This window comes from Streptomyces sp. OR43 (assembly GCF_008042275.1).
GTDB lineage: Bacteria > Actinomycetota > Actinomycetes > Streptomycetales > Streptomycetaceae > Streptomyces.
In genome coordinates, this window is sequence record NZ_RDBK01000043.1 from 2900697 (window position 1) to 2922499 (window position 21803).

Genomic DNA, 21803 nt, shown 5'->3' on the forward strand with positions numbered 1-21803 from the left:
CACTGCCGTCGCTCGAGCGCTCGTGCCGCTGAGGGGGCCCCTCATCTGCGGTCGTACGTGTCGTACGCACCGCGTGGAGGGCTGTCGGGTCGGAGCCGATCGGGCCACCGACCGGGCATCCTCATTCAATTTCGCGCAACGAGCAGTTGCAAAATGCTCAGTAAGCGCAATACCACTGTACCCCGGATTCGCGCATCTGTGTTGGGCGAATTCATCGGAACGGTGTGACGTCAGTCGGCGGCCGGACCCTTCCACCCCCCGGCGGGCGGGCTATTCTGCGGTTCATGGAGACGCCTGACAACGCCACTGAAGCCCCCGCATCCACCAGAATCGCCGACCAGGACTGGGCCACCGCGTCCGCCGAGCCGCAGTACCGGGCTGCCGTCGTCGACCTGCTGGGCGCACTCGCCTACGGGGAACTGGCGGCCTTCGAGCGGCTCGCCGAGGACGCGAAACTCGCTCCGACCCTGGCCGACAAGGCGGAGCTGGCGAAGATGGCGTCCGCGGAATTCCACCACTTCGAGCGGCTCACGGACCGGCTGACCGCGATCGACGTGGAGCCGACCGGCGCGATGGAGCCGTTCGCCAAGGCCCTCGACGACTTCCACCGCCAGACCGCGCCGTCGGACTGGCTGGAGGGCCTGGTCAAGGCCTATGTCGGCGACTCGATCGCCAGTGACTTCTACCGCGAGGTCGCGGCCCGGCTCGACTCGGACACCCGCTCCCTCGTCCTCGCCGTGCTCGACGACACGGGGCACGGCAACTTCGCGGTCGAGAAGGTGCGCGCCGCGATCGAGGCGGACCCGAGGCTCGGCGGCCGGCTCGCGCTGTGGGCGCGCCGGCTGATGGGCGAGGCGCTCTCGCAGGCCCAGCGGGTGGTGGCCGACCGCGACGCGCTGTCGACCATGCTGGTGGGCGGGGTGGCCGACGGCTTCGACCTGGCCGAGGTCGGCCGGATGTTCTCCCGGATCACCGAGGCGCACACCAAGCGGATGGCCGCCCTGGGGCTGGCCGCCTGAAGCCTTTCGCCGAGGTCAGGCCGCCGCCGACCGGCTGAGCCGGCGGCTGCGCGGCCTCAGGAGCAGGGACAGGGTCACCGCGGAGATCAGCACCGAGCCCACCAGCGTGGCCGCCGCATGGCCCGGGCCCAGCACCGAGTGGGTGAGACCGGCGCCGAACAGCGCTCCCAGAGCGCCGGTGCCGAGCACGGCGCGGCGGGCCGGGAGCCGGGGCGACAAAGTGCGCAGGGCCGCCCAGGCGAGGGCGAGTCCCAGCACGACGGAGCCCAGGGTTTCCAAGATCACAGACGATCACCTCGCAGGTGGGAGGGCGGGCAAATCGGTCGTAGGCCGTACTACCCCCGGGCGCAGCGAGGCAACCCTCCCGGGAACAGGCTTCGCTCAGCCGACGCACAGGAACGACGGCACGGCGAGCGCCGACGCACAGGAACGACGGCACGGCGGCACGACGAGCCGGGGCCCGGTGCGACGGACCGCCCCGTGCGCAACGAAAAGCGGCCCGGCGGGGAGAATCCCACCGGGCCGCTTCCGCGGTCTGTACGTCCGGGCGCGCTGTTACAGCGCGCCGAACCCCACCCGTCGTGTGCTGGGCTCGCCGATCTCCACGTAGGCGATCCGGTCGGCCGGCACCAGGACCTTACGGCCCTTCTCGTCCGTGAGGCTGAGCAGCTGCGCCTTGCCGGCGAGAGCCTCGGAAACCGCGCTCTCGACCTCTTCGGCGGAAAGCCCGCTCTCCAGAACGATCTCCCGGGGCGTGTGCTGCACCCCGATCTTGACCTCCACGGCTATGTCCCTCCGACGGTCAGTCCCTGCGCGGTGAACCGCGCCGTACGCAGCACACATTAGCCCGCTGCGGGGACCGGGCAGGGCGCCGCGGGAAACGCCCGCAGCGAACACCGGAGCCGGCCGCCCCGCTCAGTGCTGATCGAGGCCGTGCAGGGGGAAGCCCGCGATACCCCGCCAGGCCAGCGAGGTGAGGAGCTGCACCGCCGTGTCGCGCGGGATGGCGGAGCGGCTGGAGAGCCAGTAGCGGGCGACCACCTGGGACACCCCGCCCAGCCCGACCGCGAGCAGCATGGACTCGTCCTTGGACAGCCCCGTGTCACCCGCGATCACGTCCGAGATCGCCTCGGCGCACTGGAGCGAGACCCGGTCGACCCGCTCGCGCACGGCGGGCTCGTTGGTCAGGTCCGATTCGAAGACCAGCCGGAACGCGCCGCCCTCGTCCTCGACGTACGCGAAGTAGGCGTCCATCGTCGCGGCCACGCGCAGCTTGTTGTCGGTGGTCGACGCCAGCGCCGTGCGCACCGCGAGGAGCAGCGACTCGCAGTGCTGGTCGAGCAGGGCCAGATAGAGCTCCAGCTTGCCCGGGAAGTGCTGGTAGAGCACCGGCTTGCTGACCCCGGCCCGCTCCGCGATGTCGTCCATCGCGGCGGAGTGGTACCCCTGCGCGACGAAGACCTCCTGCGCAGCACCCAGGAGCTGATTGCGTCGGGCGCGGCGGGGCAAACGAGTGCCCCGCGGGCGCGCCGCCTCGGTCTGCTCGATGGCTGTCACGCCGCCTCCCAAAATTGTGATCGGACCCAGCAGTTCCGTGCACGCTGCGCCATACCGACATCGTACTTTTGGGTAACCCTGGTATGCGCGGCGCGGACGCAGAATTTCACGGACCGGACGACTGCGGTAGCCACAGTTTCCGCACCCCAGGCCGCATAGCGGGGCGTATCAGCGGTAATCGTCCTCATCCTGGGGGACGACGCGGGCCTGCTCCGCCGCATCCGCCTCGTTCGCGCGGTCGCGGTCGACGTCGGTCAGCGGTTCGTCGTCCTCCGGACGCAGGTCCGCGTGCTGCTCGGCCGCGTCCGCGGTGGGTGCCTCATGGCCGGGACCGTCCGGCTGGACGTCCTCGAAGCTCTCCGGGTCACTGGGGTCGACCGTCATGGTGACTCCCTTCCTTGCTCCGAGCCTAGGAGGTACCCCCGGAAGCCGCCATGCGATCTGTGACGCCGAACACATGAACCACGGTGTGATCGTCTCGTAACATTGCCGCATGTCTTCGACCGAGCTGCCGGGAGTCCGCGCCGCCGCCGCAGCGGTGGCCCCCACGGTGAGCGCCGTCAGGGTCGCGGAGGGGGAGAGGCTTCGCTCCGTCACGCTGCCCGGGCTGACGCTGACCGTCCGTTCGCGGCCGCCGGAGCGGACCGGGCTGCCGCCCGCGCTCTTCGTGCACGGACTCGGCGGCTCCTCGCAGAACTGGTCGGCGCTGATGCCGCTGCTCCAGGACGTGCTGGACAGCGAGGCGGTCGACCTGCCGGGCTTCGGCGACTCCCCGCCGCCGGACGACGGCAACTACTCGGTCACCGGCCACGCCCGCGCGGTGATCCGCTTCCTCGACGCCGGGGAGCGCGGCCCCGTGCACCTGTTCGGCAACTCGCTGGGCGGTGCGGTGGCGACCCGGGTCGCGGCCGTCCGTCCCGACCTGGTGCGCACCCTCACCCTGATCTCGCCCGCGCTTCCCGAACTCCGGGTGCAGCTGTCGGCCGCCCCGACGGGACTGCTCGCCGTTCCGGGAGTCGTGTCCTTGTTCGCCCGGATGACCCGGGACTGGAGCGCGGAACAACGCACCCGCGGAGTCATGGCACTCTGTTACGGCGATCCGGCACGTGTCTCCGCCGACGCCTTCCGTCACGCGGTGGCCGAAATGGAGCGGCGGCTGGCGCTGCCGTACTTCTGGGACGCGATGGCGCGCTCGGCACGTGGCATCGTCGACGCGTACACACTGGGCGGGCAGCACGGGCTGTGGCGCCAGGCCGAGCGGGTGCTCGCACCCGTCCAGCTCGTGTACGGCGGACGGGACCGGCTCGTCTCGTACCGGATGGCACGCAGGGCGTCCGCGGCCTTCCGCGATGCGCGCCTGCTGACACTGCCCGACGCCGGGCACGTGGCGATGATGGAGTACCCGGAGGCGGTCGCCCAGGCGTTCCGGGAACTGCTCGACGAATGCGGCGGGAGCTGATCCGGGGCGTGGGACGACACAGCCGAAAGGGCCCTGCGCCCAGGGCGCCCGAGAGCGGGCCCTTCGAGGCGAACGCGGAAGCGGGGGGCGAGGGCGCCCGGCCCGCGGCCGGCAACGGCCGGCGCAGACGGCCGGGCGAAGCGGCTCCCGGTACCGACGGCCACACCCCGTTCCAGGGCACACCCCAGGTGCGCGGCGGCCATCCCGAACAGCGTGAACCCGGCGGCGGCTGGGGCGCCGGACCCCTCGGGCGAGACGGCGACCGCCCGGCCCCGCCGCACGGCACGGGACCGGGCCGCATCGGCGGCCAGGCCCGGACCCAGTCGCCCGGACGGCCGCGGAACCCGCAAGGACCGCAGAACCCGCAAGGACCGCGGGGTCCGCAGGCGTCGCGGAATGCGCAGGAGACCGCTGCCAGGCCGCTGATACCGGGACCGCGGCGCGAGTTCGTCGAGGCCTTCGACAGCCCGCCCGCTCCGCCCGCGCCCCGCCGTTCGGCCGCGACTCCTTCCGGTCCGGCCGATCCGTACCGCTCCGTCACCGACTGGGACGAGCGCCCGCCGGACGCGGGCGACCGTGCGGCCGTACCCGGCGACGAGGCCAAGAGCGCCAAGGGCGGCAAGGGCCGTACCTTCACCGGTATCGCCGCGGCCGCCGTGACGACCGTGCTCGCGGTGGTCGTGGCGGGCCAGGTGGCCCATGACAACGGCAGCCGGTCCGCCGCCGCGCAGCCCGCGGGCGTGGACCGGGACGGCGAGAGCGACGCCTCGCGCTCCGACGTCCGGACGACGCCCAGCCCCGAGGTCGCGGCCAAGCCCCTTTCGTACGAGCAGAAGATGGCCAAGGCGTATCCGCTGGCTGCCAAGCTCACCGCGTCCGGGAAGTTCCGGGCGGTCGCCGGGACGGCGAAGGCTCCGGGCAAGGGGCAGAAGTACCGCTACCGGATCGATGTCGAGGACGGGCTCGGGCTGGATTCCGCCCTCTTCGCCCAGGCGGTCCAGAAAACTCTGAATGATGACCGGAGCTGGGCCCACGACGGCGATATGACCTTCGAACGGATTTCCACCGGGAAGCCGGATTTCGTGATCACGCTGGCGAGTCCGGGGACCACGGCGGCATGGTGCGCGAAGTCGCTGCTGGACACGACGGAGGACAACGTCTCCTGTGACTCCGCCGCCACCGAGCGCGTGATGATCAATGCCTACCGCTGGGCCCAGGGTTCGTCCACCTTCGGGCCGGACAAGCTCTTCGCCTACCGCCAGATGCTGATCAACCACGAGGTCGGCCACCGGCTGGGGCACAACCATGTGAGCTGCGGCACCAAGGGCGCCCTCGCTCCGGTGATGCAACAGCAGACCAAGTCGCTGGACATCAACGGCATCACCTGCCTCCCCAACCCCTGGGTGTACCCCAAGGGTTGAGTCCCGTGAGGGGTGCTGTGGCGGTCGGCCCGGCACCCCCGCCGGGGCCGGCCAGGGCGGCGCCTCCCGAGATACCCCGTCCGGATAGTGAGACGGCTGTCTCATATCGCGTTGACATCGAGCAGGCGGTCGCCCATATTTCTCGGCATGTCACGCACCCCCGTCACCACCGATCGCGCAGCCATCGAGCTCGCGCTCATCGGCGTGACCGGGCACAGCGTCGCCGACATCGACTGTTGCTGACGCCTGCCCGCGCGCACGTCGGTTCCCCGTCCGAGCCCTGATGGCCCGGACCGCCCTTCCCCGACTGCCGCGCCCGGGCGTACTCCGTCCGCAGGCGCGGCAGTTCCGTGTTCCGGTCACCCCCACCAGTCCTGACCGGTCGTGTGCACACCTCTCCCGTCGCCGCCTGCGCGGAATCACTTTCAGTTTCCTCATCCAGGCAGTACTCCGAGAGGTCATCTTCCGATGCGTCATCCGTCCGTCATATCGCGCCGCGTAGCAGCGGCCGCCGCAGTTCTCGCCGTGGCCGCGGGCGCCGCGGCCTGCGGCCCCGAGGGCAGCAGCAAGGGCAGCGACGACACCTCCGGCGCGGCGGGCGCCCCCAAGAAGGGCGGCACGCTCACCGTCCTCAACAGCAGCCCGCAGGACGACTTCGACCCCGCCCGGCTCTACACCTCCGGCGGCGGCAACGTCCCCTCCCTCGTCTTCCGTACGCTCACCACCCGCAACCGGGAGGACGGCGCGGCGGGCTCGAAGGTCGTGCCCGACCTGGCGACCGACCTGGGCACGCCCAGCAAGAACGCCACGGTCTGGACGTACACGCTCAAGGACGGTCTCACGTACGAGGACGGCACCGCGATCACGAGTGCCGACATCAAGTACGGCATCGAGCGTTCCTTCGCGGCCGAACTCTCCGGCGGCGCGCCCTATCTGCGTGACTGGCTGATCGGCGGAGCCGACTACCAGGGCCCGTACAAGGACAAGAAGGGCCTCGCGTCGATCGAGACGCCCGACGCGAAGACCATCGTCTTCCACCTCAACAAGCCCGAGGGCGAGTTCCCCTACCTGGCCACCCAGACGCAGACCACCCCGGTACCGAAGGCCAAGGACACCGGCACCAAGTACGAGGAGCACCCGCTCTCCTCGGGCCCGTACAAGGTCGTGAAGAACGAGGGCGACGGCGAACGGCTCATCCTGGAGCGCAACACGCACTGGTCGGCCGCCACCGACGAGGAGCGCAAGGCCTACCCCGACCGGATCGACGTCCGCTCCGGGCTCGACTCCGCCGTCATCAACCAGCGGCTCTCCGCCTCCCAGGGCGCCGACGCCGCGGCCGTCACCACCGACACCAACCTCGGCCCGGCCGAACTCGCCAAGGTCACCGGCGACAAGAAGCTCGCCGCCCGCGTCGGCACCGGCCACTTCGGCTACACCAACTACATCGCCTTCAACCCGAAGGTGAAGCCGTTCGACAACCCGAAGGTCCGCCAGGCCATCTCGTAYGCCGTCGACCGCACCTCCGTGGTCAACGCCGCCGGCGGCTCCTCGCTCGCCGAGCCCGCCACCACCTTCCTGCCCGACCAGGCCTCCTTCGGCTACACGCCGTACGACGCCTTCCCGGCCGGGAAGAACGGCAACGCGGCCAAGGCGAAGGAACTGCTGAAGGAGGCCGGCTACCCCGACGGGCTGACCGTCACCCTCACGCACAACAACGACAAGAACTTCGCCACCAGTCCGGAGATCGCCACCGCCCTCCAGGAGGCACTGAAGAAGGCCGGCATCACGGTCAAGCTCCAGGGCCTGGAGGACAACGCGTACTCGGACACGGTCTACAACGTGAAGACCGAGCCCGGATTCTTCCTCGGCGGCTGGGGCGCCGACTGGCCCTCCGGCGGTCCGTTCTTCGCCCCGATCTTCGACGGACGCCAGATCGTCAAGGGCGGGTACAACTTCAACTCCGCCCAGCTGAACGACCCCGCGGTCAACAAGGAGATCGACGAGATCAACAAGCTGACCGACCTGAGCGCCGCCGCCGCCCGCTGGGGCGCGCTCGACAAGAAGGTCGGTGAGCAGGCGCTGACCGTGCCGCTGTTCCACCCCGTCTACAAGCGCCTGTACGGCGAGTCCGTCAAGAACGTCGTGATCAGCGACTGGACCGGCGTACTCGACATCTCGCAGGTCGCGGTCAAGTAACCATGGCCGAAGCACTGCTGGTCAAGGAGGCGGGGGCCGTCCGGGCCCCCGCCTCCGGGGCCCATCCGTTCTGGCGCCGGCTGCGCGCGCGCCGCTCCGCCCTCGTGGCGGCGGCCGTCGTCGCCCTGCTCGTCCTCCTCGCGCTCGCCGCGCCGCTGCTCACGGGCTTCGAGGGCCAGAACCCCACCGCGTACCACCCCGACCTCGTCGACTCCGCCACCGGCGGCGTCCCGCTCGGCTCCTTCGGCGGCATCAGCGCCGAGCACTGGCTCGGCGTCGAACCGCTGACCGGACGCGACCTGTTCGCCCGCGTCGCGTACGGCGCCCGGGTCTCGCTCGGTGTCGCGCTCGGGGCGACGCTGCTCCAGGTGGCGATCGGTGTCGCCATCGGCCTCTCGGCCGGTCTCGGCAACCGCTTCGTCGACCAGGCACTCAGCCGGGTCACCGATGTCGTGGTCGCCCTGCCGGTCATGGTGACCGCGCTCGGCGCGCTCGCCGTCGTGCCGGCCGGCTTCCCCCGCCCGGTGCTCATCGCCGTGATCGTCGGCCTGGTCGGCTGGTCCGGCATCTCGAAGATCGTGCGCGCCCAGACGCTGTCCCTCAAGTCGCGCGACCATGTCGCGGCCGCCCGGCTCAGCGGCTGGGGCTCCTGGCAGATCGCCCGCCGCGAACTGCTGCCGTCGCTCGCCGCGCCCGTCATCACGTACGCCGTCCTGCTCTTCCCCGGCAACATCGTCGTCGAGGCGGCCCTGTCCTTCCTCGGCGTCGGCATCAAGCCGCCCACGCCGTCCTGGGGACAGATGCTCAGCGACGCCGACACCTGGTACCAGGCCGCGCCCACCTATCTGCTCATCCCGGCCCTGCTGCTCTTCGTCACCGTGCTGGCGCTCACCGTCCTCGGTGAGGGCGTGCGCACCGCGCTCGACCCCCGCGCCGCCTCCCGGCTGCGGATCGGGACCGGGCGCAAGAAGGAGGCCGGAGCATGAGCGGGTTCCTGCTGCGCCGCCTCGGCGGGGCGCTCTTCGTCCTCCTCGCCCTCAGCGTCGTCGTCTACGCCGCGTTCTACGTCGCCCCGGGCAACGTCGCGCAGATCGCCTGCGGCCCGCGCTGCTCGCCCGCGCAGGTCGCCCAGGTCAGTGAGCAACTGCGCCTCGGCGACCCGGTGTACGTGCAGTACGCGCACTTCCTCCAGGCCCTGGTCGCCGGCCACGACTACTCCACCGGAACCGGTGTGGTGCACTGCCAGGCCCCGTGCCTGGGACTCTCGTACCAGAGCGGTCAGCAGGTCACCCAGCTGATCGTCGCCAAGCTGCCCGCCACCGCCTCGCTCGCCGTCGGCGCCTTCGTGCTGTGGATGGTGCTCGGGATCGGTACCGGGGTGCTCTCGGTGTGGCGGCGCGGCCGCGTCACCGAGCGCGTCCTCACCGGGATCACCCTGGCGGGCATGGCGACGCCCGTGTTCGTGATCGGGCTGCTGCTGATCATCATCTGCGTCACGGCGCTGCAGATCCTGCCGTTCCCCGACTACGTCCCCTTCACCGAGAACCCGGAGCAGTGGGCCTGGAACCTGCTGCTGCCCTGGATCTCGCTCGCGCTCATCTCCGCTGCCCCGTACGCCCGGATGACCCGGGCCTCGATGCTGGAGACGCTCGCCGAGGACCATGTGCGCACCTTCAGGGCGTACGGGGTCGGTGAGCGGACGATCGTCGGACGGCACGCCCTGCGCGGCGCGCTGGCCCCGGTGATCGCACTCGGCGCGCTCGACGTCGGCTCGATGTTCGGCGGCGCGGTGCTCACCGAGTCCCTCTTCGGGATCCCCGGCGTCGGCCGCGAACTCGTCGAGGCCGTCAAGCAGGTGGACCTCCCGGTCGTCGTCGGTCTGGTGCTCGTCACCGGATTCTTCGTCGTCCTCGCCAATGCCGTCGCGGACATCCTCCAGGCGATGGCCGACCGACGGGTGGTGCTGTCATGAGTCTGGTCGAGGTCACCGATCTCTCGATCTCGTTCGGCGACGTGCACGCGGTGCGCGGACTGTCCTTCTCGCTGGAGGCGGGTGGCGCGCTCGGCGTCGTCGGCGAGTCCGGATCGGGCAAGAGTGCCTCCGCGTACGCACTGCTGGGGCTGCACCGGGGGACCGGGGCGAAGGTCGGAGGCTCGGTCCGGGTCGCCGGCGTGGACGTCCGGGCCGCCGGTGACGCCGAACTGCGCGGGCTGCGCGGGGCGAAGGCCGCGATGGTCTTCCAGGACCCGCTCTCCTCGCTGGACCCCTACTACGCGGTCGGCGACCAGATCGCCCAGGTGTACCGGGTCCACCACCGCGTCACCCGGCGGGCGGCGCGGGCCCGGGCCGTGGAGGTGCTGGACCGGGTCGGGATCCCCGACGCGGTCCGCCGCTCCCGGTCCCGGCCGCACGAGTTCTCCGGCGGGATGCGCCAGCGGGCGCTGATCGCGATGGCGCTCGCCTGCGAACCGGAACTGCTGATCGCCGACGAGCCGACGACCGCGCTCGACGTCACCGTCCAGGCCCAGATCCTCGACCTGCTGCACGATCTGCGCCGCGAGACGGGCATGGGACTGCTCCTGGTCACCCATGACGTGGGCGTGGCGGCCGAATCGGTCGACGACGTGCTCGTCATGCGGGAGGGCCTCGCCGTGGAACGCGGACCCGTGGCCGAGGTGCTCGGCACGCCCCGTGAGCCGTACACGAAGGCGCTGCTCGCGGCGGTGCCGAGGATCGCTCCGGCGGCGCGGACGGCGGCGCCGGGAGGGGCCGCCGGGGAGGCCGAGGTGCCGAGGCTCGTGCCCGCAGGGCGGACGGCGGCGCCCGAAGGGGCCGTCGGCGAGGCCGAGGTGCTGACCGAGACCGCGGCGCGGACGGCGGCGTCGGAAAGGGCTGGAGGCGAGCCCGAGGTGCTGGTCGAGGCCGCGGACGTACGCCAGGTCTTCGGCCGGGGGAAGTCCGCCCTGGCCGCGGTCGACGGGGTCTCGCTCACGGTCCGCCGCGGCGAGACGCTCGGCATCGTCGGCGAGAGCGGCAGCGGCAAGACCACCCTCGGGCGGATGCTCGTCGGTCTGCTGGAACCCACCTCCGGCCGGATCGACCGGGCGGCCCGGGTACAGATGGTCTTCCAGGACCCGGTCTCCTCGCTCAACCCGCGCCGCTCCGTCGGCGAGTCGGTCGCCGATCCGCTGCGGGCGCGCGGGGAGCGCGACGAGAGCGCGATCAGGGCGCGCGTACGGGATCTGCTGCTCCGCGTCGGGCTCGACCCGGAGCAGTACGACCGCTATCCGCACGAGTTCAGCGGCGGACAGCGCCAACGGGTCGGGATCGCGCGGGCCCTGGCCGCCGATCCGGAGCTCATCGTCTGCGACGAGGCGGTCTCCGCGCTCGACGTGACGACCCAGGCCCAGGTGACCGCCCTGCTGGCGGAGCTCCAGCGGGAACTGGGACTCGCCCTCGTCTTCATCGCCCACGACCTCGCCGTGGTACGGCAGGTCAGCGACCGGGTCGCCGTCATGCGGCAGGGCCGGATCGTCGAGGAGGGACCGGTGGAGCGGGTGTACGGCGACCCCGTGGATCCGTACACGAAGCAGTTGCTGGCGGCCGTCCCCGCCCTCGATCCGGCGCTCGCGGCGGTACGCCGCGCGGCCCGCAAGGAGCTGGCCGCAGCCTGACCCTGTGTGACCGACCGCCTCTATAGCGCGACAGAACGCTACCGGGGCGGGAAAGTTACGACGGTTCACCCCTTTCGGTGGTGCGACGGACAACCGTCCGTCGCGCCACCGGCGTATCCGCTTACGGTCGTCCCGCTGCGAGTCGCCGATCCAACGGCGGCCGCTCACAAGGGAGATCGGGGGTGTGCTCGTGCGGATCGGACTGCTCACCGACGGTGGTTATCCGTATGCGTCCGGTGAGTCCAGACTCTGGTGCGACCGTCTGGTGCGCGGGCTCGCGCAGCACGAGTTCGATCTCTTCGCGCTCAGCCGCAGCGCCGAGCAGGAGGCGCAGGGCTGGGTCCAGCTCCCGCCCCAGGTCAGCCGGGTGCGGACCGCGCCGCTGTGGACCGCCGACGAGGACACCCTCGGCCTCCATGCCCCCCGGGGCCTGATCCCGCGCCTGCTGACCGGCGGGGGCGCGCGGACGTACGGGCGGCGCGAACGGCGCCGCTTCATCACCCACTTCACGGCGCTCGCCCACGCGGTGTGCGTGGGGGGCGCCTTCGGTGGCGCGCGGGAGGACGGGGACGCGGGCACGCGGTACGCCGAGCCGCGGCCCGGGGACGCGCGGTTCACCGAAGGCCTCTACGGACTCGCCGAACTCGCCTGCGAACACGGTGGGCTCCCCGCCGCCCTGCGCTCCGAGACCGCGGTACGGATCCTGGAGGCCGCCTGCCGCGCACCCGGTACCGGACGCACCGTCCAGACCGCCACCGTTCCCGATCTCCTCGCCTTCGCCGCGGAGCTCGACCGGGCGCTGCGCCCGCTCTCCCTGGACTGGTACGACGAGGAGAGCCTCGGCGCCGTCGACCTCTGCCACGCCGCGTCCGGCGGCGCCGCCGCGCTGCCGGGACTGCTGGCCAAGCGCTTCTTCGGGGTGCCGCTGCTCGTCACCGAGCACGCCGTGCAGCTGCGCGCGCACTACCTCGCGGACTCCCGTACGCCGGTGAGTGCGCCGGTACGCGCGCTGCTCGCGAACTTCCACGGGCAGCTCGCCACCGAGGTGTACCGGCAGGCCGCGCTCATCACCCCCGGCAACACCCATGCCCGCCGCTGGCAGGAGCGCTGCGGCGCCGAACCCGCCAAGGTGCGCACGGTCTACCCCGGCATGGAGTCCGGCCGCTTCGCGGTGCTCGGCGAGAGCGAGGACGACGGCGGCCCCGACACGCTGGTCTGGGTCGGCCGGATCGAGCCGGCCAAGGACCTGATCGGCCTGCTGCACGCCTTCGCCGAGGTGCGCAGGGCCGAGCCCGACGCCCGGCTGCGGATCATCGGTGCGCCGGCCCAGGGGCCGGAGGGTGCCTCCTATCTCGCCCACTGCCGGGCGCTCGCCGACCAGCTCTTCCCCGACGAGGCCGTGGACGCGCACGCCGTCGGCGACAGCCCCGTCTCCTTCGAGGACATCGGCGGGGCCGAGGTCCCGGATCTCGCCCAGGCGTACGCGGCGGGCGGCGTCGTGGTGCTCTCCAGCGTGGTCGAGGGCTTCCCGATCAGCCTGGTCGAGGCGATGTTCTGCGGCCGGGCGACGGTGTCCACGGACGTCGGCGCGGTCGTCGAGGTCATCGGTGGAACGGGGCTCGTGGTGCCGCCGCGCAACCCCCGGGCGCTCGCCGACGCCTGCCTGGCGCTGTTGCGCGACCCCGAGCGCCGTGCGCGCCTGGGAGCCGCAGCGCGTGCCCGCGCACTCGAACTCTTCACCGTCGAACAGAACCTCACGGCATTTCGCGGCATTTACCTGGAGCTGATCTCACAGGCGCCGGTACACAGGGCGCCGGCACCGGCCGCCGGTGGTCCCCGGCCCTTCGACACTCCGCCGGAGGCCCACGTGCTCGGCCTGTGGCCGGAGCCCGGCGACGACCCGGCTCCGGGGCCGGCCGGGCGGACGCCCAGCTGGGCCGCGCAGGGAGTCGGCGCGGGAGCGTGTGGCACGGGGGACGGCGATGTGTGACCAGGAGGCGGCCGCGCCGGGCCGTACCGACCGGCCGGGACCGGCCGGCACGTCCGCCGCACCCGGCGACAAGCACGGAGGAACGACGATGGGCCGCCCGACCGAAGCGCCCGATCCACTCGGCACACCGATGACCAGCAGCAACAGGGACCAGCGCTCAGGGGCGGCGGCCTCCGGGACCCTGCTCGCGGACGCCTCCCAACCGGCCTGGGGGCCGTCCACCGCACCACCGGCCGGGGCGGTGGACGGACCGGTGGACAGGGCGCTGGACGGACCGGTGGACAAGGCGGTGGACGGACCGGTGGACAGGGCCGGGCCCGCCTCGCGCCCGGAGCCCGGCCCGGCGCCCGACCACGCCCTCGCACCCGACTACGGCCACGCGCCCGGCCACGCCCCCGCGCCTCACACCGCTTCGGCCCCCGTGCCACACGCTCCCGCGCCGACTCCCTGCGCGGCCCAGCTGGGCCGCGCAGGGAGTCGGCGCGGCCCAGCTGGGCGTCCGCCCGGCCGTCCCCGGCGACTCCCGGTACCCGGGCGAACAGTTCCTCGGCGAGCGAGAACACGTCGCGGTGCCGGTAGCGCGCGGCAGTGCGGTCGGTGACGCCGTGGGCCTCCAGACCGGCGGCGATCTCCAGCGGGTCGACGGCGCGCTCGCAGAGTTCGCGGTGCCGGTGCATCAGGGACTTCACGGGATCGGCGGGCCCGCGCCGCCCGGTGGAGAGTCTGCGCGCGGAAGCGGTGTGCGCGAGCTCGGGGGCGCGGGCCCGCCGATCCCGTGAAGTCCCTGATGCACCGGCACCGCGAACTCTGCGAGCGCGCCGTCGACCCGCTGGAGATCGCCGCCGGTCTGGAGGCCCACGGCGTCACCGACCGCACTGCCGCGCGCTACCGGCACCGCGACGTGTTCTCGCTCGCCGAGGAACTGTTCGCCCGGGTACCGGGAGTCGCCGGGGAGCCCGTCGGCGTGTCCTTCGCACCGGCGCGCGACATCGAGACGCGCGCCGCGTGGTCGCTGCGGGCCCTGCTGCCGGGCGCCGCCTGCCTCGCGACCTTCGTCGCGCTGCGGCTCACCGAAGAGGTGCTCGACGGCGGGGCGCGGCTCGCCATCGGTTCCGGCGGCGGTCTCCTGGCGCTCGTCGGGCTCGCACTCGCGCTGCGTACCGGGCCCCTCGGCGCCGACGGACGGTCGTCGGGCGCCGCCGGCCTGTTCGGCTGCTGGCTGCTCGGCTACGTCCTGTACGGCGACGCGCTGCTCCACCAGCTCCTCAGCGGCGGGCCCGAAGGCCCCTGGGACATCACTCCGGCTCCGTTGCTCGGCCTCGCCGTGGCGGTCGCTCCCGCGGCCTGGTGCGCCCACCTCTTCTCCGTACACGCGCACCGCAAACTCAACGGAAGCCGCGCACTGGAGGAGTTCGCCGCAGGCGTGCGCCCCCTGCTCTTCGCCGCCGTCGCCTCCTTCCTCTGTGTCCTCGGCGGGCTGCTGTACCTGGCCGGACTGGGGATCGGCGGGGGCGGGTCCGGGGCCGGCGCCGCCGCACTGGGAGTGCTGCTCCTGCTGGCGCGGCTCCTCACCGTCCACGGCTTCCCCGAACCGGCCGCCACCGGCCTCGCCGCCGCCTGTGCCGTCGAGGTCGCCGCCCCCGCACTCGTCCTGGCCGGCCGGCTGCCCGGACTCGACGCCCTCGCCCGCCCCGTGGAAGCGCTCATCGAGGCGGCCGGCACCGGGGCCGTACCCGCCGTCGCCTGCGGCGCGGCGGCGCTCGGCCTGCTGACCACCGCCACGGTCGCTCTGTCCCGGGCATCCGCCCACACCGCCGCCTGACACAGCCCACAGACCCCGCGGAGCCGACGCCGCGGGTCCCGTTCCACACCGTACGCAACTGCCCCAAGGAGACACCGGACATGACCCACCGATCCCCCGCACCGGCAGCCCGCCGTCGGCACTCAGGGGGCGCGCGATGAGGGTGCTGCTGCTCGGAGCCAACGGATTCCTCGGCCGGTTCGTGGCCGACCGGCTGCTCGCCGACCCGGCCGTCCACCTCACGGCGCTCGGCCGCGGCGACGACGCCGACGTACGGTTCGACCTGGCCGGCGGCAGCCCGGGAGCGCTCACCCGCTTCCTGGACGCCGTCCACCCCGGAGTCGTCGTCAACTGCGCGGGCGCCACCCGGGGCGGGGCCCGCGATCTGACCCGCCACAACACCGTGGCCGTCGCGACCGTCTGCGAGGCGATGCGGCGCAGCGGCTGCACCGCCCGCCTGGTCCAGGTCGGCTGCTCGTCGGAGTACGGGCCCTCGCAGCCCGGCTCGTCCACGGCGGAGGACGCCATCCCGCGCCCCGGCGGCCCGTACGGTGTCAGCAAGCTCGCCGCCACCGAACTCGTCCTCGGCTCCGGCCTCGACGCGGTCGTGCTGCGGGTCTTCTCGCCGGTCGGCCCCGGCACCCCGGCCGGCTCCCCGCTCGGCCGGCTCGCCGAGGCGATGCGCCGTGCCATGCAGTCCGGCGACGGTGAGCTGAAGCTCAGCGGCCTCGGCGTGCAGCGCGACTTCGTCGACGTGCGCGACGTCGCGCGCGCCGTGCACGCCGCCTCGCTCTCCGCCGCCCAGGGCGTCGTCAACATCGGTACCGGCCGGGCCGTGCGGCTGCGCGACGCCGCGGCCGTCCTCGCCAAGGTCGCCGGGTACGGGGGCGCGCTCCACGAGCTGGACACGCCCCCCGCGCGCCTGCCCATCGGAGCCCCCCGCACCTCCGCCGAATCGGTCATGGAGCACCTCTCGGTCACGCCCTCCCCGTACCCGGACGGCTGCGGTGCCTGGCAGCAGGCGGACGTCCGCACCGCCAGGGACCGGCTCGGCTGGCGCCCCCGGATCAATCTGGAGGAGTCCCTCGCCGACATCTGGATGGAGGCGGCGTGCCGTATCTGACCAGTACCGGCACCACCCGGCGCACCAGTGGTGCCGAACAGCTCGGCTTCGGCGTGCCCGGCTGTGCGCATCCGCTGCTCGCCCCGGCCGAATGGGCCGAACTGGCCCGCCCCGGCACCCCGCTGCACTGGGCCGTCCTCGACATCGACGACGGTCCCGGCATCCGCCCCGACCCGCACTGCCTGGAAGCCGCGGGGCGGCTTCGCAACGCCCGTGAGCGGGCCGTACGCGGCGAGGAGCCGCTCGACTCCGTGCGAGCCTCGGCCGGACGGCTGCTGGGCCGGCTCGACCTGGTGCACGGCAGCCGGCCCTTCGGCGACCTGGTCGCAGACGCGCGGTCCTACCTGGACTGGTACCGCGTCGACGGGTTCTACCTGGACCGCTGCCCGGCCGGGCGCCCGGCCCTGCCCACCGTTCGCCGTCTCACCGCCACCCTCTCCACCCTCCTGGCGGACAGCGAAAGCGCACAGCGCGGCGGACACCTCGTGCTCGGCCACGACACCCACCCGCACCCGGGCTACGCGGAGGCCGCCGACCAGCTCGTCACCTTCCGCGGCTCGTGGACCGACTACCGCTGGTCGCAGGTGGCGGAGTGGACCGCCTCCTACCCGCCCGGCCGGTTCGCCCACTTCGTCCACGGTGTCCCGCGCACCCATCTGGAGGAGGCGATGCGCATCGCCCGCTGGCAGGGCGCCGGGACGATCTTCTTCACGGACCGCATCAAGGATGCCGCTCCCGGAAGCGCACGGGGGCAAAGCGATCCATTTGCGACACTGCCCAGGTACTGGGACGAAATTGTCTCGCGGATCGGACCTGCTATCTCGGAATGAGAGGGGGCGTGGCAGTGTTACGGCAAGAACAACCGTACGTAGCCGAAGTACGTAGAAACCGACCACCTGCATTGTTGAGGTTCCTGTGTCGCTGCCACCCCTGGTCGAGCCAGCTGCTGAGCTCACCGTCGACGAGGTCCGCAGGTACTCCCGCCACCTGATCATCCCGGATGTCGGGATGGACGGGCAGAAGCGGCTGAAGAACGCGAAGGTGCTCTGTGTGGGCGCCGGCGGTCTCGGCTCGCCGGCTCTGATGTACCTGGCCGCCGCCGGTGTCGGAACGCTCGGCATCGTGGAGTTCGACGAGGTCGACGAGTCGAACCTGCAACGCCAGATCATCCACAGCCAGGCCGACATCGGCAAGTCCAAGGCCGTGTCGGCCAAGGAAAGCGTGCAGGGGATCAATCCCCTGGTGAACGTGATCCTTCACGAGGAACGGCTCGAAGCCGAGAACGTGATGGAGATCTTCGCGCAGTACGACCTGATCGTGGACGGCACGGACAACTTCGCCACCCGCTATCTCGTCAACGACGCCGCGGTCCTGCTGAACAAGCCGTACGTCTGGGGCTCGATCTACCGGTTCGACGGACAGGCGTCCGTCTTCTGGTCCGAGCACGGTCCCTGCTACCGCTGCCTCTACCCGGAGCCGCCGCCCCCCGGCATGGTTCCCTCCTGCGCCGAGGGCGGTGTCCTGGGCGTGCTGTGCGCGTCCATCGGCTCCATCCAGGTCAACGAGGCCATCAAGCTGCTCGCCGGCATCGGCGACCCGCTCGTCGGCCGGCTGATGATCTACGACGCGCTGGAGATGCAGTACCGCCAGGTCAAGGTCCGCAAGGACCCCGACTGCGCGGTCTGCGGCGAGAATCCGACCGTCACCGAGCTCATCGACTACGAGGCCTTCTGCGGCGTCGTGTCCGAGGAGGCCCAGGAGGCGGCGCTCGGCTCCACGATCACTCCCAAGCAGCTCAAGGAGTGGATCGACGCGGACGAGAAGATCGAGATCATCGACGTCCGTGAGCCGAACGAGTACGAGATCGTCTCGATCCCCGGCGCGAAGCTGATCCCGAAGAACGAGTTCCTGATGGGCAACGCCCTCCAGGACCTCCCGCAGGACAAGCGCATCGTGCTGCACTGCAAGACCGGTGTCCGCAGTGCCGAGGTCCTCGCGGTCCTCAAGTCGGCGGGCTTCGCCGACTCGGTGCACGTGGGCGGCGGCGTGATCGGCTGGGTCAACCAGATCGAGCCCGAGAAGCCGGTGTACTAAAAGGCCGTACGTGAAGAAGGGGCCGGTCCGCATCGCGCGGACCGGCCCCTTCTTCGTGCGCACGGGGCGCTACGAACAGGTCTTGCCGTCGGCCGGCACCTTCCCGTCCAGGAAGTACGCGTCCACCGTCGAGGTCACACAGCGGTTCCCGCCGTAGGCGCCGTGTCCCTCGCCCTTGTTGGTGAGCAGGACGCCGACGCCCTCGCCCAGCTCGTCGGCCATCTTCCGCGCGCCCTCGTACGGCGTCGCCGGGTCACCCGTCGTGCCCACGACCAGGATCGGGCCGGCGCCCGGGGCGCTCGCCTCCGGGGTGTCGTGCTCGCCCGCCACGGGCCAGTCGGCGCACCAGCCCGCGGTGTCCCAGGCCAGGAACGGGCCGAAGACCGGCGACAGCTTCCCGAACTCGGGCAGCAGCGCCTTCGCCTCGGCCGCCGTCGGCCTGGCCTTGCTGTCCGCGCAGGAGATGGCCCGCTGCGAGTGGTTCTGGGTGTCGTAGTGGCCGTTCCCGTCGCGCCCGTTGTACGAGTCGGCGAGCTGCAGCAGCATGGAACCGGTGCCGCTCTCCGCCTCGTCCAGTGCCTGGGTGAGCACCGGCCAGTTGTCCTTGGAATAGAGCGGCAGCACGATGCCGGTGATCGCCAGCGACTCGTTGAGCTCGCGCCCCGTACCGGTCGGCAGCGGCTTGGCGTCGATCCGCTTCAGCAGGGCGGCGATGCGCCGGGTACCCGCCTCCGGGTCCTGGCCGCGGTCCCTGAGGTAGTTCTCCAGCGCCCGCTGGAAGCCGGTCGTCTGGTTACGGGCGTGGCCCGTGGTGTCCGCGGTCGGGTCGACGACGGCGTCGAAGACGGTCCGCCCGACGTGCTCCGGGAAGAGGTGGGCGTACGTGCCGCCCAGCTCGGTGCCGTACGAGAAGCCGAAGTACGTCAGCTTCCTGTCGCCGAGGACCTCGCGGATCAGGTCCATGTCCCGGGCCGCGTTCGTCGTGCCGACGAACGGCAGGACCTTGCCGGAGCGGCTCTCGCAGCCGGCGCCGAAACCGGCGCCGTCCTTCATGAACGCCGCCTCCTCCGCCGCCGTGTCCGGTGTCATGTCGACCTTGCGGTAGGAGCTCTCCTGATCCTGGTCCGTGCGGCACCGCACCCCGGCGCTCTCGGCCACCCCGCGCGGATCGAAGCCCACCAGGTCGTAGCGGGTGTTGAGCGACCCGTACGAACCGGCGGCGCGCGGCAGGGTGGAGACGCCCGAGCCGCCCGGCCCGCCGAAGTTGAACAGCATCGAGCCGAGCCGCCGGTCCTTGTCCCGGGCCTCCTTGCGGATCAGCGCGATCCCGATCGTGTCGCCGTCCGGCTTCGCGTAGTCCAGCGGCACCGTGACCTTCGTACACCGCCAGGACGGGCCCGGAGCGCTGCCGCCCTCGGGCGCCTCGCAGCCCTTCCAGTCCAGGCGCTGCGAGGTGAGGGCGGCGGGCAGGGGCTGTGCGCTCGCGCCGGACGAGGCGGCGGCGGACGGTGAGGCGGCCGAAGCCGTGGTGCCGTCGGCCGGAGTGCCCGGCTTGCCGTCCGCGGCGTCCTCACATCCTGCGAGCGTCCCCGTCAGCAGCAGTGCGGCGGCGGCCAGCGCCCCGGCCCGTACGTATGCGACCACGTGTACGTCCTCCCCGTCGTGCCTGCCGGTCCGGCAGTCCGCCCATGTTAGGCGTGCGGCCCCACGCCTAATCGCACACCGTTCCGTCGTCCGGCACCTTGCCGTCCAGCAGATAACCGCCCACCGCCTTCTGCACACAGGCGCTGCCGCTGTTGTACGCGCCATGGCCCTCGCCCTTGTACGTCATCTCCACGCCGACKCCCTCGCCGAGCTCCTCGGCCATCGCCTTCGCGCCCGCGTACGGGGTCGCCGGGTCGCCCGTGTTGCCGATGACCAGGACGGGCGCCGCACCTTCGGCGCTGACGTCCGGGGTGTCCCAGGCGCCCGCCACCGGCCAGCCGGTGCACGCCATCAGACCCCAGCCGAGGTAGTCGCCGAAGACCGGTGAGGCGTCGCGGAACGCGGGCAGCTTCTCCCTGGTCTCGTCGAGGGTGAACCGCTCCTTGGAGTCCGCGCAGTTGATGGCGGTGTTGGCCGCGGCCGAGTTGTCGTACCGGCCGTCCTCGGAGCGCCCGTTGAGGGAGTCGGCGAGGGCCAGGAGCAGTGCGCCGTTGCCGCCGTCGGCCTCGTCCACACCCTGTTCCAGCAGCGGCCAGGTCTCCTTGGAGTAGAGCGCCGCCGCGATGCCGGTGGTGGCCTGCGTCTGCGTCAGCTTCCGCGAACCGATGCCCGGTACGGGCTTCTTCTCCAGCCGGTCCAGCAGGCCCGACACGCCCTGCTCGATCTCCTCGGCGGTGGAACCCGGCAGCTTGCAGGCGTCGCCCCGGTCCGCGCAGTCCGCGGCGAAGTTGTCCAGCGCGAGCTGGAAGCCCTTCGCCTGGCCCAGGGAGGACTGCTCCGCGTCCTCGGTCGGGTCGACCACCGCGTCCAGGACCGACCGGCCCACGTGCTCGGGGAACAAGTGCGCGTAGACGCCGCCCAGTTCGGTGCCGTACGAGATGCCGAAGTAGTACAGCCTCTCGTCGCCGAGTACCTGGCGCATCAGATCCATGTCGCGGGCCGCGTTCGTCGTCCCCACGAAGGGGAGTTCCTTGCCGGAGTTCTTCTCGCAGGCGGCCACGTACGTCTTCGTGTCCTCGGTGAACGCCTTCTCCTCCGCCGCGTCGTCCGGCGTGCCGTCGGCCTCGTACCGCGCGTCCAGCTGTGCGTCGTCCTCGCACTCCACGCCCGCGCTGCGGCCCACTCCGCGCGGGTCGAAGCTCACCAGGTCGTACCGGGTACGGAGCTTGTCGTAATCCGTGCCGAACGCGGGCAGGGTGGCCACACCGGAGGCGCCGGGGCCGCCGAAATTGAAGATGAGCGAGCCGATCCGCTTCTTCGCGTCGATCGCCTTCGCGCGGATGAGCGCGAGCTCGATGGTGTCGCCCTCCGGCTCCGCGTAGTCGAGCGGGGCCTTCATGAACGAGCACTCCCAGACGGCCCCGCCGGGCAGCGGGGAGGGTGAGGAACCGCCGCCCTGGGCCTGGGAAGGGGCCGGACACGGCGTCCACTTCAGCTGCTGGGAGGCGAGGTCGGCGGGCGTGGTCGTCGCGGCGGCCGCGGCGGAGTGGGGCGAGCTCTCCTCGTCACCCCCGTCCGAACAGCCGGTGAGCGGAAGCAGCACGGTCACGGTGGCGGCGAGGGCCGCGGCGCGCAGGGCAGGGGAGGTCCTCATCGCTCCATCCTGCGGCGGCTCCCCGGGGGGTGCACGGGGCGCCGGTCCAAGCGGGTGGACGCCCGCGGGCCGCCGCTCCTGGCGCCTCTCGTCCGGATCATGCCGGGCTCGCTGGTCAGGCATGACTCCGGACACTCGCCGGTCCGGTCCGATTCCTGACACGCGCGGGT

Annotated in this window: 19 protein-coding genes; 13 read left to right on the forward strand and 6 right to left on the reverse strand. The window is 72.2% G+C overall.

The features are described from left to right. Positions 1-284 precede the first annotated feature (284 nt). Positions 285-1019: a ferritin-like fold-containing protein gene (locus tag EAO72_RS32115; RefSeq protein ID WP_148020587.1), complete on the forward strand. Its 735-nt coding sequence runs from the start codon at positions 285-287 to the stop codon at positions 1017-1019. 15 nt (positions 1020-1034) lie between these two features. On the opposite strand, the gene EAO72_RS32120 is transcribed toward EAO72_RS32115, so the two are convergent. The 4 genes from EAO72_RS32120 to EAO72_RS32140 form a co-directional block, all read right to left on the reverse strand. Beyond that, positions 1035-1304, reverse strand: coding sequence for a hypothetical protein (locus EAO72_RS32120; RefSeq protein ID WP_148020588.1), 270 nt, complete (start codon positions 1302-1304; stop codon positions 1035-1037). Positions 1305-1574: 270 nt separating this feature from the next. Continuing rightward, positions 1575-1802 carry a DUF3107 domain-containing protein gene (locus EAO72_RS32125; protein WP_024490505.1) on the reverse strand — a complete coding sequence of 76 codons (228 nt, stop codon included), beginning with the start codon at positions 1800-1802 and terminating at the stop codon, positions 1575-1577. A gap of 132 nt (positions 1803-1934) precedes the next feature. After that, positions 1935-2576 carry a TetR/AcrR family transcriptional regulator gene (locus EAO72_RS32130; protein ID WP_136329491.1) on the reverse strand — a complete coding sequence of 214 codons (642 nt, stop codon included), beginning with the start codon at positions 2574-2576 and terminating at the stop codon, positions 1935-1937. 168 nt (positions 2577-2744) lie between these two features. Next, entirely contained in the window at positions 2745-2960 is a 216-nt protein-coding gene (locus EAO72_RS32140; protein ID WP_148020590.1) for a hypothetical protein, read from the reverse strand. 109 nt (positions 2961-3069) lie between these two features. On the opposite strand from EAO72_RS32140, the gene EAO72_RS32145 reads away from it, so the two are divergent. The 12 genes from EAO72_RS32145 (at position 3070) to moeZ (ending at position 18335) form a co-directional block, all read left to right on the forward strand. Continuing rightward, positions 3070-4035, forward strand: a complete 966-nt coding sequence (locus EAO72_RS32145) for an alpha/beta fold hydrolase (protein WP_148020591.1) — start codon at positions 3070-3072, stop codon at positions 4033-4035. After that, positions 4020-5456 (forward strand): DUF3152 domain-containing protein, encoded by a 1437-nt coding sequence (locus EAO72_RS32150; protein ID WP_148020592.1) that lies wholly within the window; start codon positions 4020-4022, stop codon positions 5454-5456. Before EAO72_RS32145 ends, EAO72_RS32150 begins: the two co-directional genes overlap by 16 nt. A gap of 147 nt (positions 5457-5603) precedes the next feature. Beyond that, a complete protein-coding gene (locus tag EAO72_RS43860; RefSeq protein ID WP_315986320.1) occupies positions 5604-5699 on the forward strand; it encodes an Ms4533A family Cys-rich leader peptide in 96 nt (31 codons plus the stop codon). Between the two features lie 225 nt (positions 5700-5924). Next, complete coding sequence (locus tag EAO72_RS32155) at positions 5925-7652, forward strand: ABC transporter substrate-binding protein (protein ID WP_148020593.1); 1728 nt, start codon at positions 5925-5927, stop codon at positions 7650-7652. A 2-nt stretch (positions 7653-7654) separates the two neighbouring features. Next, positions 7655-8638, forward strand: a complete 984-nt coding sequence (locus tag EAO72_RS32160; RefSeq protein ID WP_148020594.1) for an ABC transporter permease — start codon at positions 7655-7657, stop codon at positions 8636-8638. After that, complete coding sequence (locus tag EAO72_RS32165; protein WP_148020595.1) at positions 8635-9624, forward strand: ABC transporter permease; 990 nt, start codon at positions 8635-8637, stop codon at positions 9622-9624. Before EAO72_RS32160 ends, EAO72_RS32165 begins: the two co-directional genes overlap by 4 nt. Then, positions 9621-11327, forward strand: a complete 1707-nt coding sequence (locus tag EAO72_RS32170; protein ID WP_148020596.1) for a dipeptide ABC transporter ATP-binding protein — start codon at positions 9621-9623, stop codon at positions 11325-11327. Before EAO72_RS32165 ends, EAO72_RS32170 begins: the two co-directional genes overlap by 4 nt. A gap of 190 nt (positions 11328-11517) precedes the next feature. Continuing rightward, on the forward strand, positions 11518-13317 hold the full coding sequence (locus tag EAO72_RS32175) for a DUF3492 domain-containing protein (RefSeq protein ID WP_148022159.1): 1800 nt from the start codon (positions 11518-11520) through the stop codon (positions 13315-13317). Between the two features lie 787 nt (positions 13318-14104). Beyond that, a complete protein-coding gene (locus tag EAO72_RS32185; protein ID WP_148020597.1) occupies positions 14105-15139 on the forward strand; it encodes a hypothetical protein in 1035 nt (344 codons plus the stop codon). A 136-nt stretch (positions 15140-15275) separates the two neighbouring features. Then, complete coding sequence (locus tag EAO72_RS32190; RefSeq protein ID WP_148020598.1) at positions 15276-16241, forward strand: NAD-dependent epimerase/dehydratase family protein; 966 nt, start codon at positions 15276-15278, stop codon at positions 16239-16241. Continuing rightward, on the forward strand, positions 16229-17071 hold the full coding sequence (locus EAO72_RS32195) for a spherulation-specific family 4 protein (protein ID WP_148020599.1): 843 nt from the start codon (positions 16229-16231) through the stop codon (positions 17069-17071). The genes EAO72_RS32190 and EAO72_RS32195 overlap by 13 nt, the downstream gene beginning before the upstream one ends. Positions 17072-17156: 85 nt before the next feature. Beyond that, positions 17157-18335 carry an adenylyltransferase/sulfurtransferase MoeZ gene (gene moeZ, locus EAO72_RS32200; RefSeq protein WP_148020600.1) on the forward strand — a complete coding sequence of 393 codons (1179 nt, stop codon included), beginning with the start codon at positions 17157-17159 and terminating at the stop codon, positions 18333-18335. Between the two features lie 69 nt (positions 18336-18404). Here moeZ and EAO72_RS32205 read toward each other — a convergent pair whose 3' ends face one another. Continuing rightward, on the reverse strand, positions 18405-19979 hold the full coding sequence (locus EAO72_RS32205; protein ID WP_148020601.1) for an alpha/beta hydrolase: 1575 nt from the start codon (positions 19977-19979) through the stop codon (positions 18405-18407). A gap of 67 nt (positions 19980-20046) precedes the next feature. After that, on the reverse strand, positions 20047-21633 hold the full coding sequence (locus EAO72_RS32210) for an alpha/beta hydrolase (RefSeq protein ID WP_148020602.1): 1587 nt from the start codon (positions 21631-21633) through the stop codon (positions 20047-20049). Positions 21634-21803: the final 170 nt, after the last annotated feature.

What these genes read in the sequence shown, in the direction of transcription:
- EAO72_RS32115 (WP_148020587.1), top strand. Translation starts at nt 285, where the DNA reads ATGGAGACGCCTGACAACGCCACTGAAGCCCCCGCATCCACCAGAATC.
- EAO72_RS32140 (WP_148020590.1), bottom strand. Translation starts at nt 2,960, where the DNA reads ATGACGGTCGACCCCAGTGACCCGGAGAGCTTCGAGGACGTCCAGCCG.
- EAO72_RS32145 (WP_148020591.1), top strand. Translation starts at nt 3,070, where the DNA reads ATGTCTTCGACCGAGCTGCCGGGAGTCCGCGCCGCCGCCGCAGCGGTG.
- EAO72_RS32150 (WP_148020592.1), top strand. Translation starts at nt 4,020, where the DNA reads ATGCGGCGGGAGCTGATCCGGGGCGTGGGACGACACAGCCGAAAGGGC.
- EAO72_RS43860 (WP_315986320.1), top strand. Translation starts at nt 5,604, where the DNA reads ATGTCACGCACCCCCGTCACCACCGATCGCGCAGCCATCGAGCTCGCG.
- EAO72_RS32160 (WP_148020594.1), top strand. Translation starts at nt 7,655, where the DNA reads ATGGCCGAAGCACTGCTGGTCAAGGAGGCGGGGGCCGTCCGGGCCCCC.
- EAO72_RS32165 (WP_148020595.1), top strand. Translation starts at nt 8,635, where the DNA reads ATGAGCGGGTTCCTGCTGCGCCGCCTCGGCGGGGCGCTCTTCGTCCTC.
- EAO72_RS32170 (WP_148020596.1), top strand. Translation starts at nt 9,621, where the DNA reads ATGAGTCTGGTCGAGGTCACCGATCTCTCGATCTCGTTCGGCGACGTG.
- EAO72_RS32185 (WP_148020597.1), top strand. Translation starts at nt 14,105, where the DNA reads ATGCACCGGCACCGCGAACTCTGCGAGCGCGCCGTCGACCCGCTGGAG.
- EAO72_RS32190 (WP_148020598.1), top strand. Translation starts at nt 15,276, where the DNA reads ATGAGGGTGCTGCTGCTCGGAGCCAACGGATTCCTCGGCCGGTTCGTG.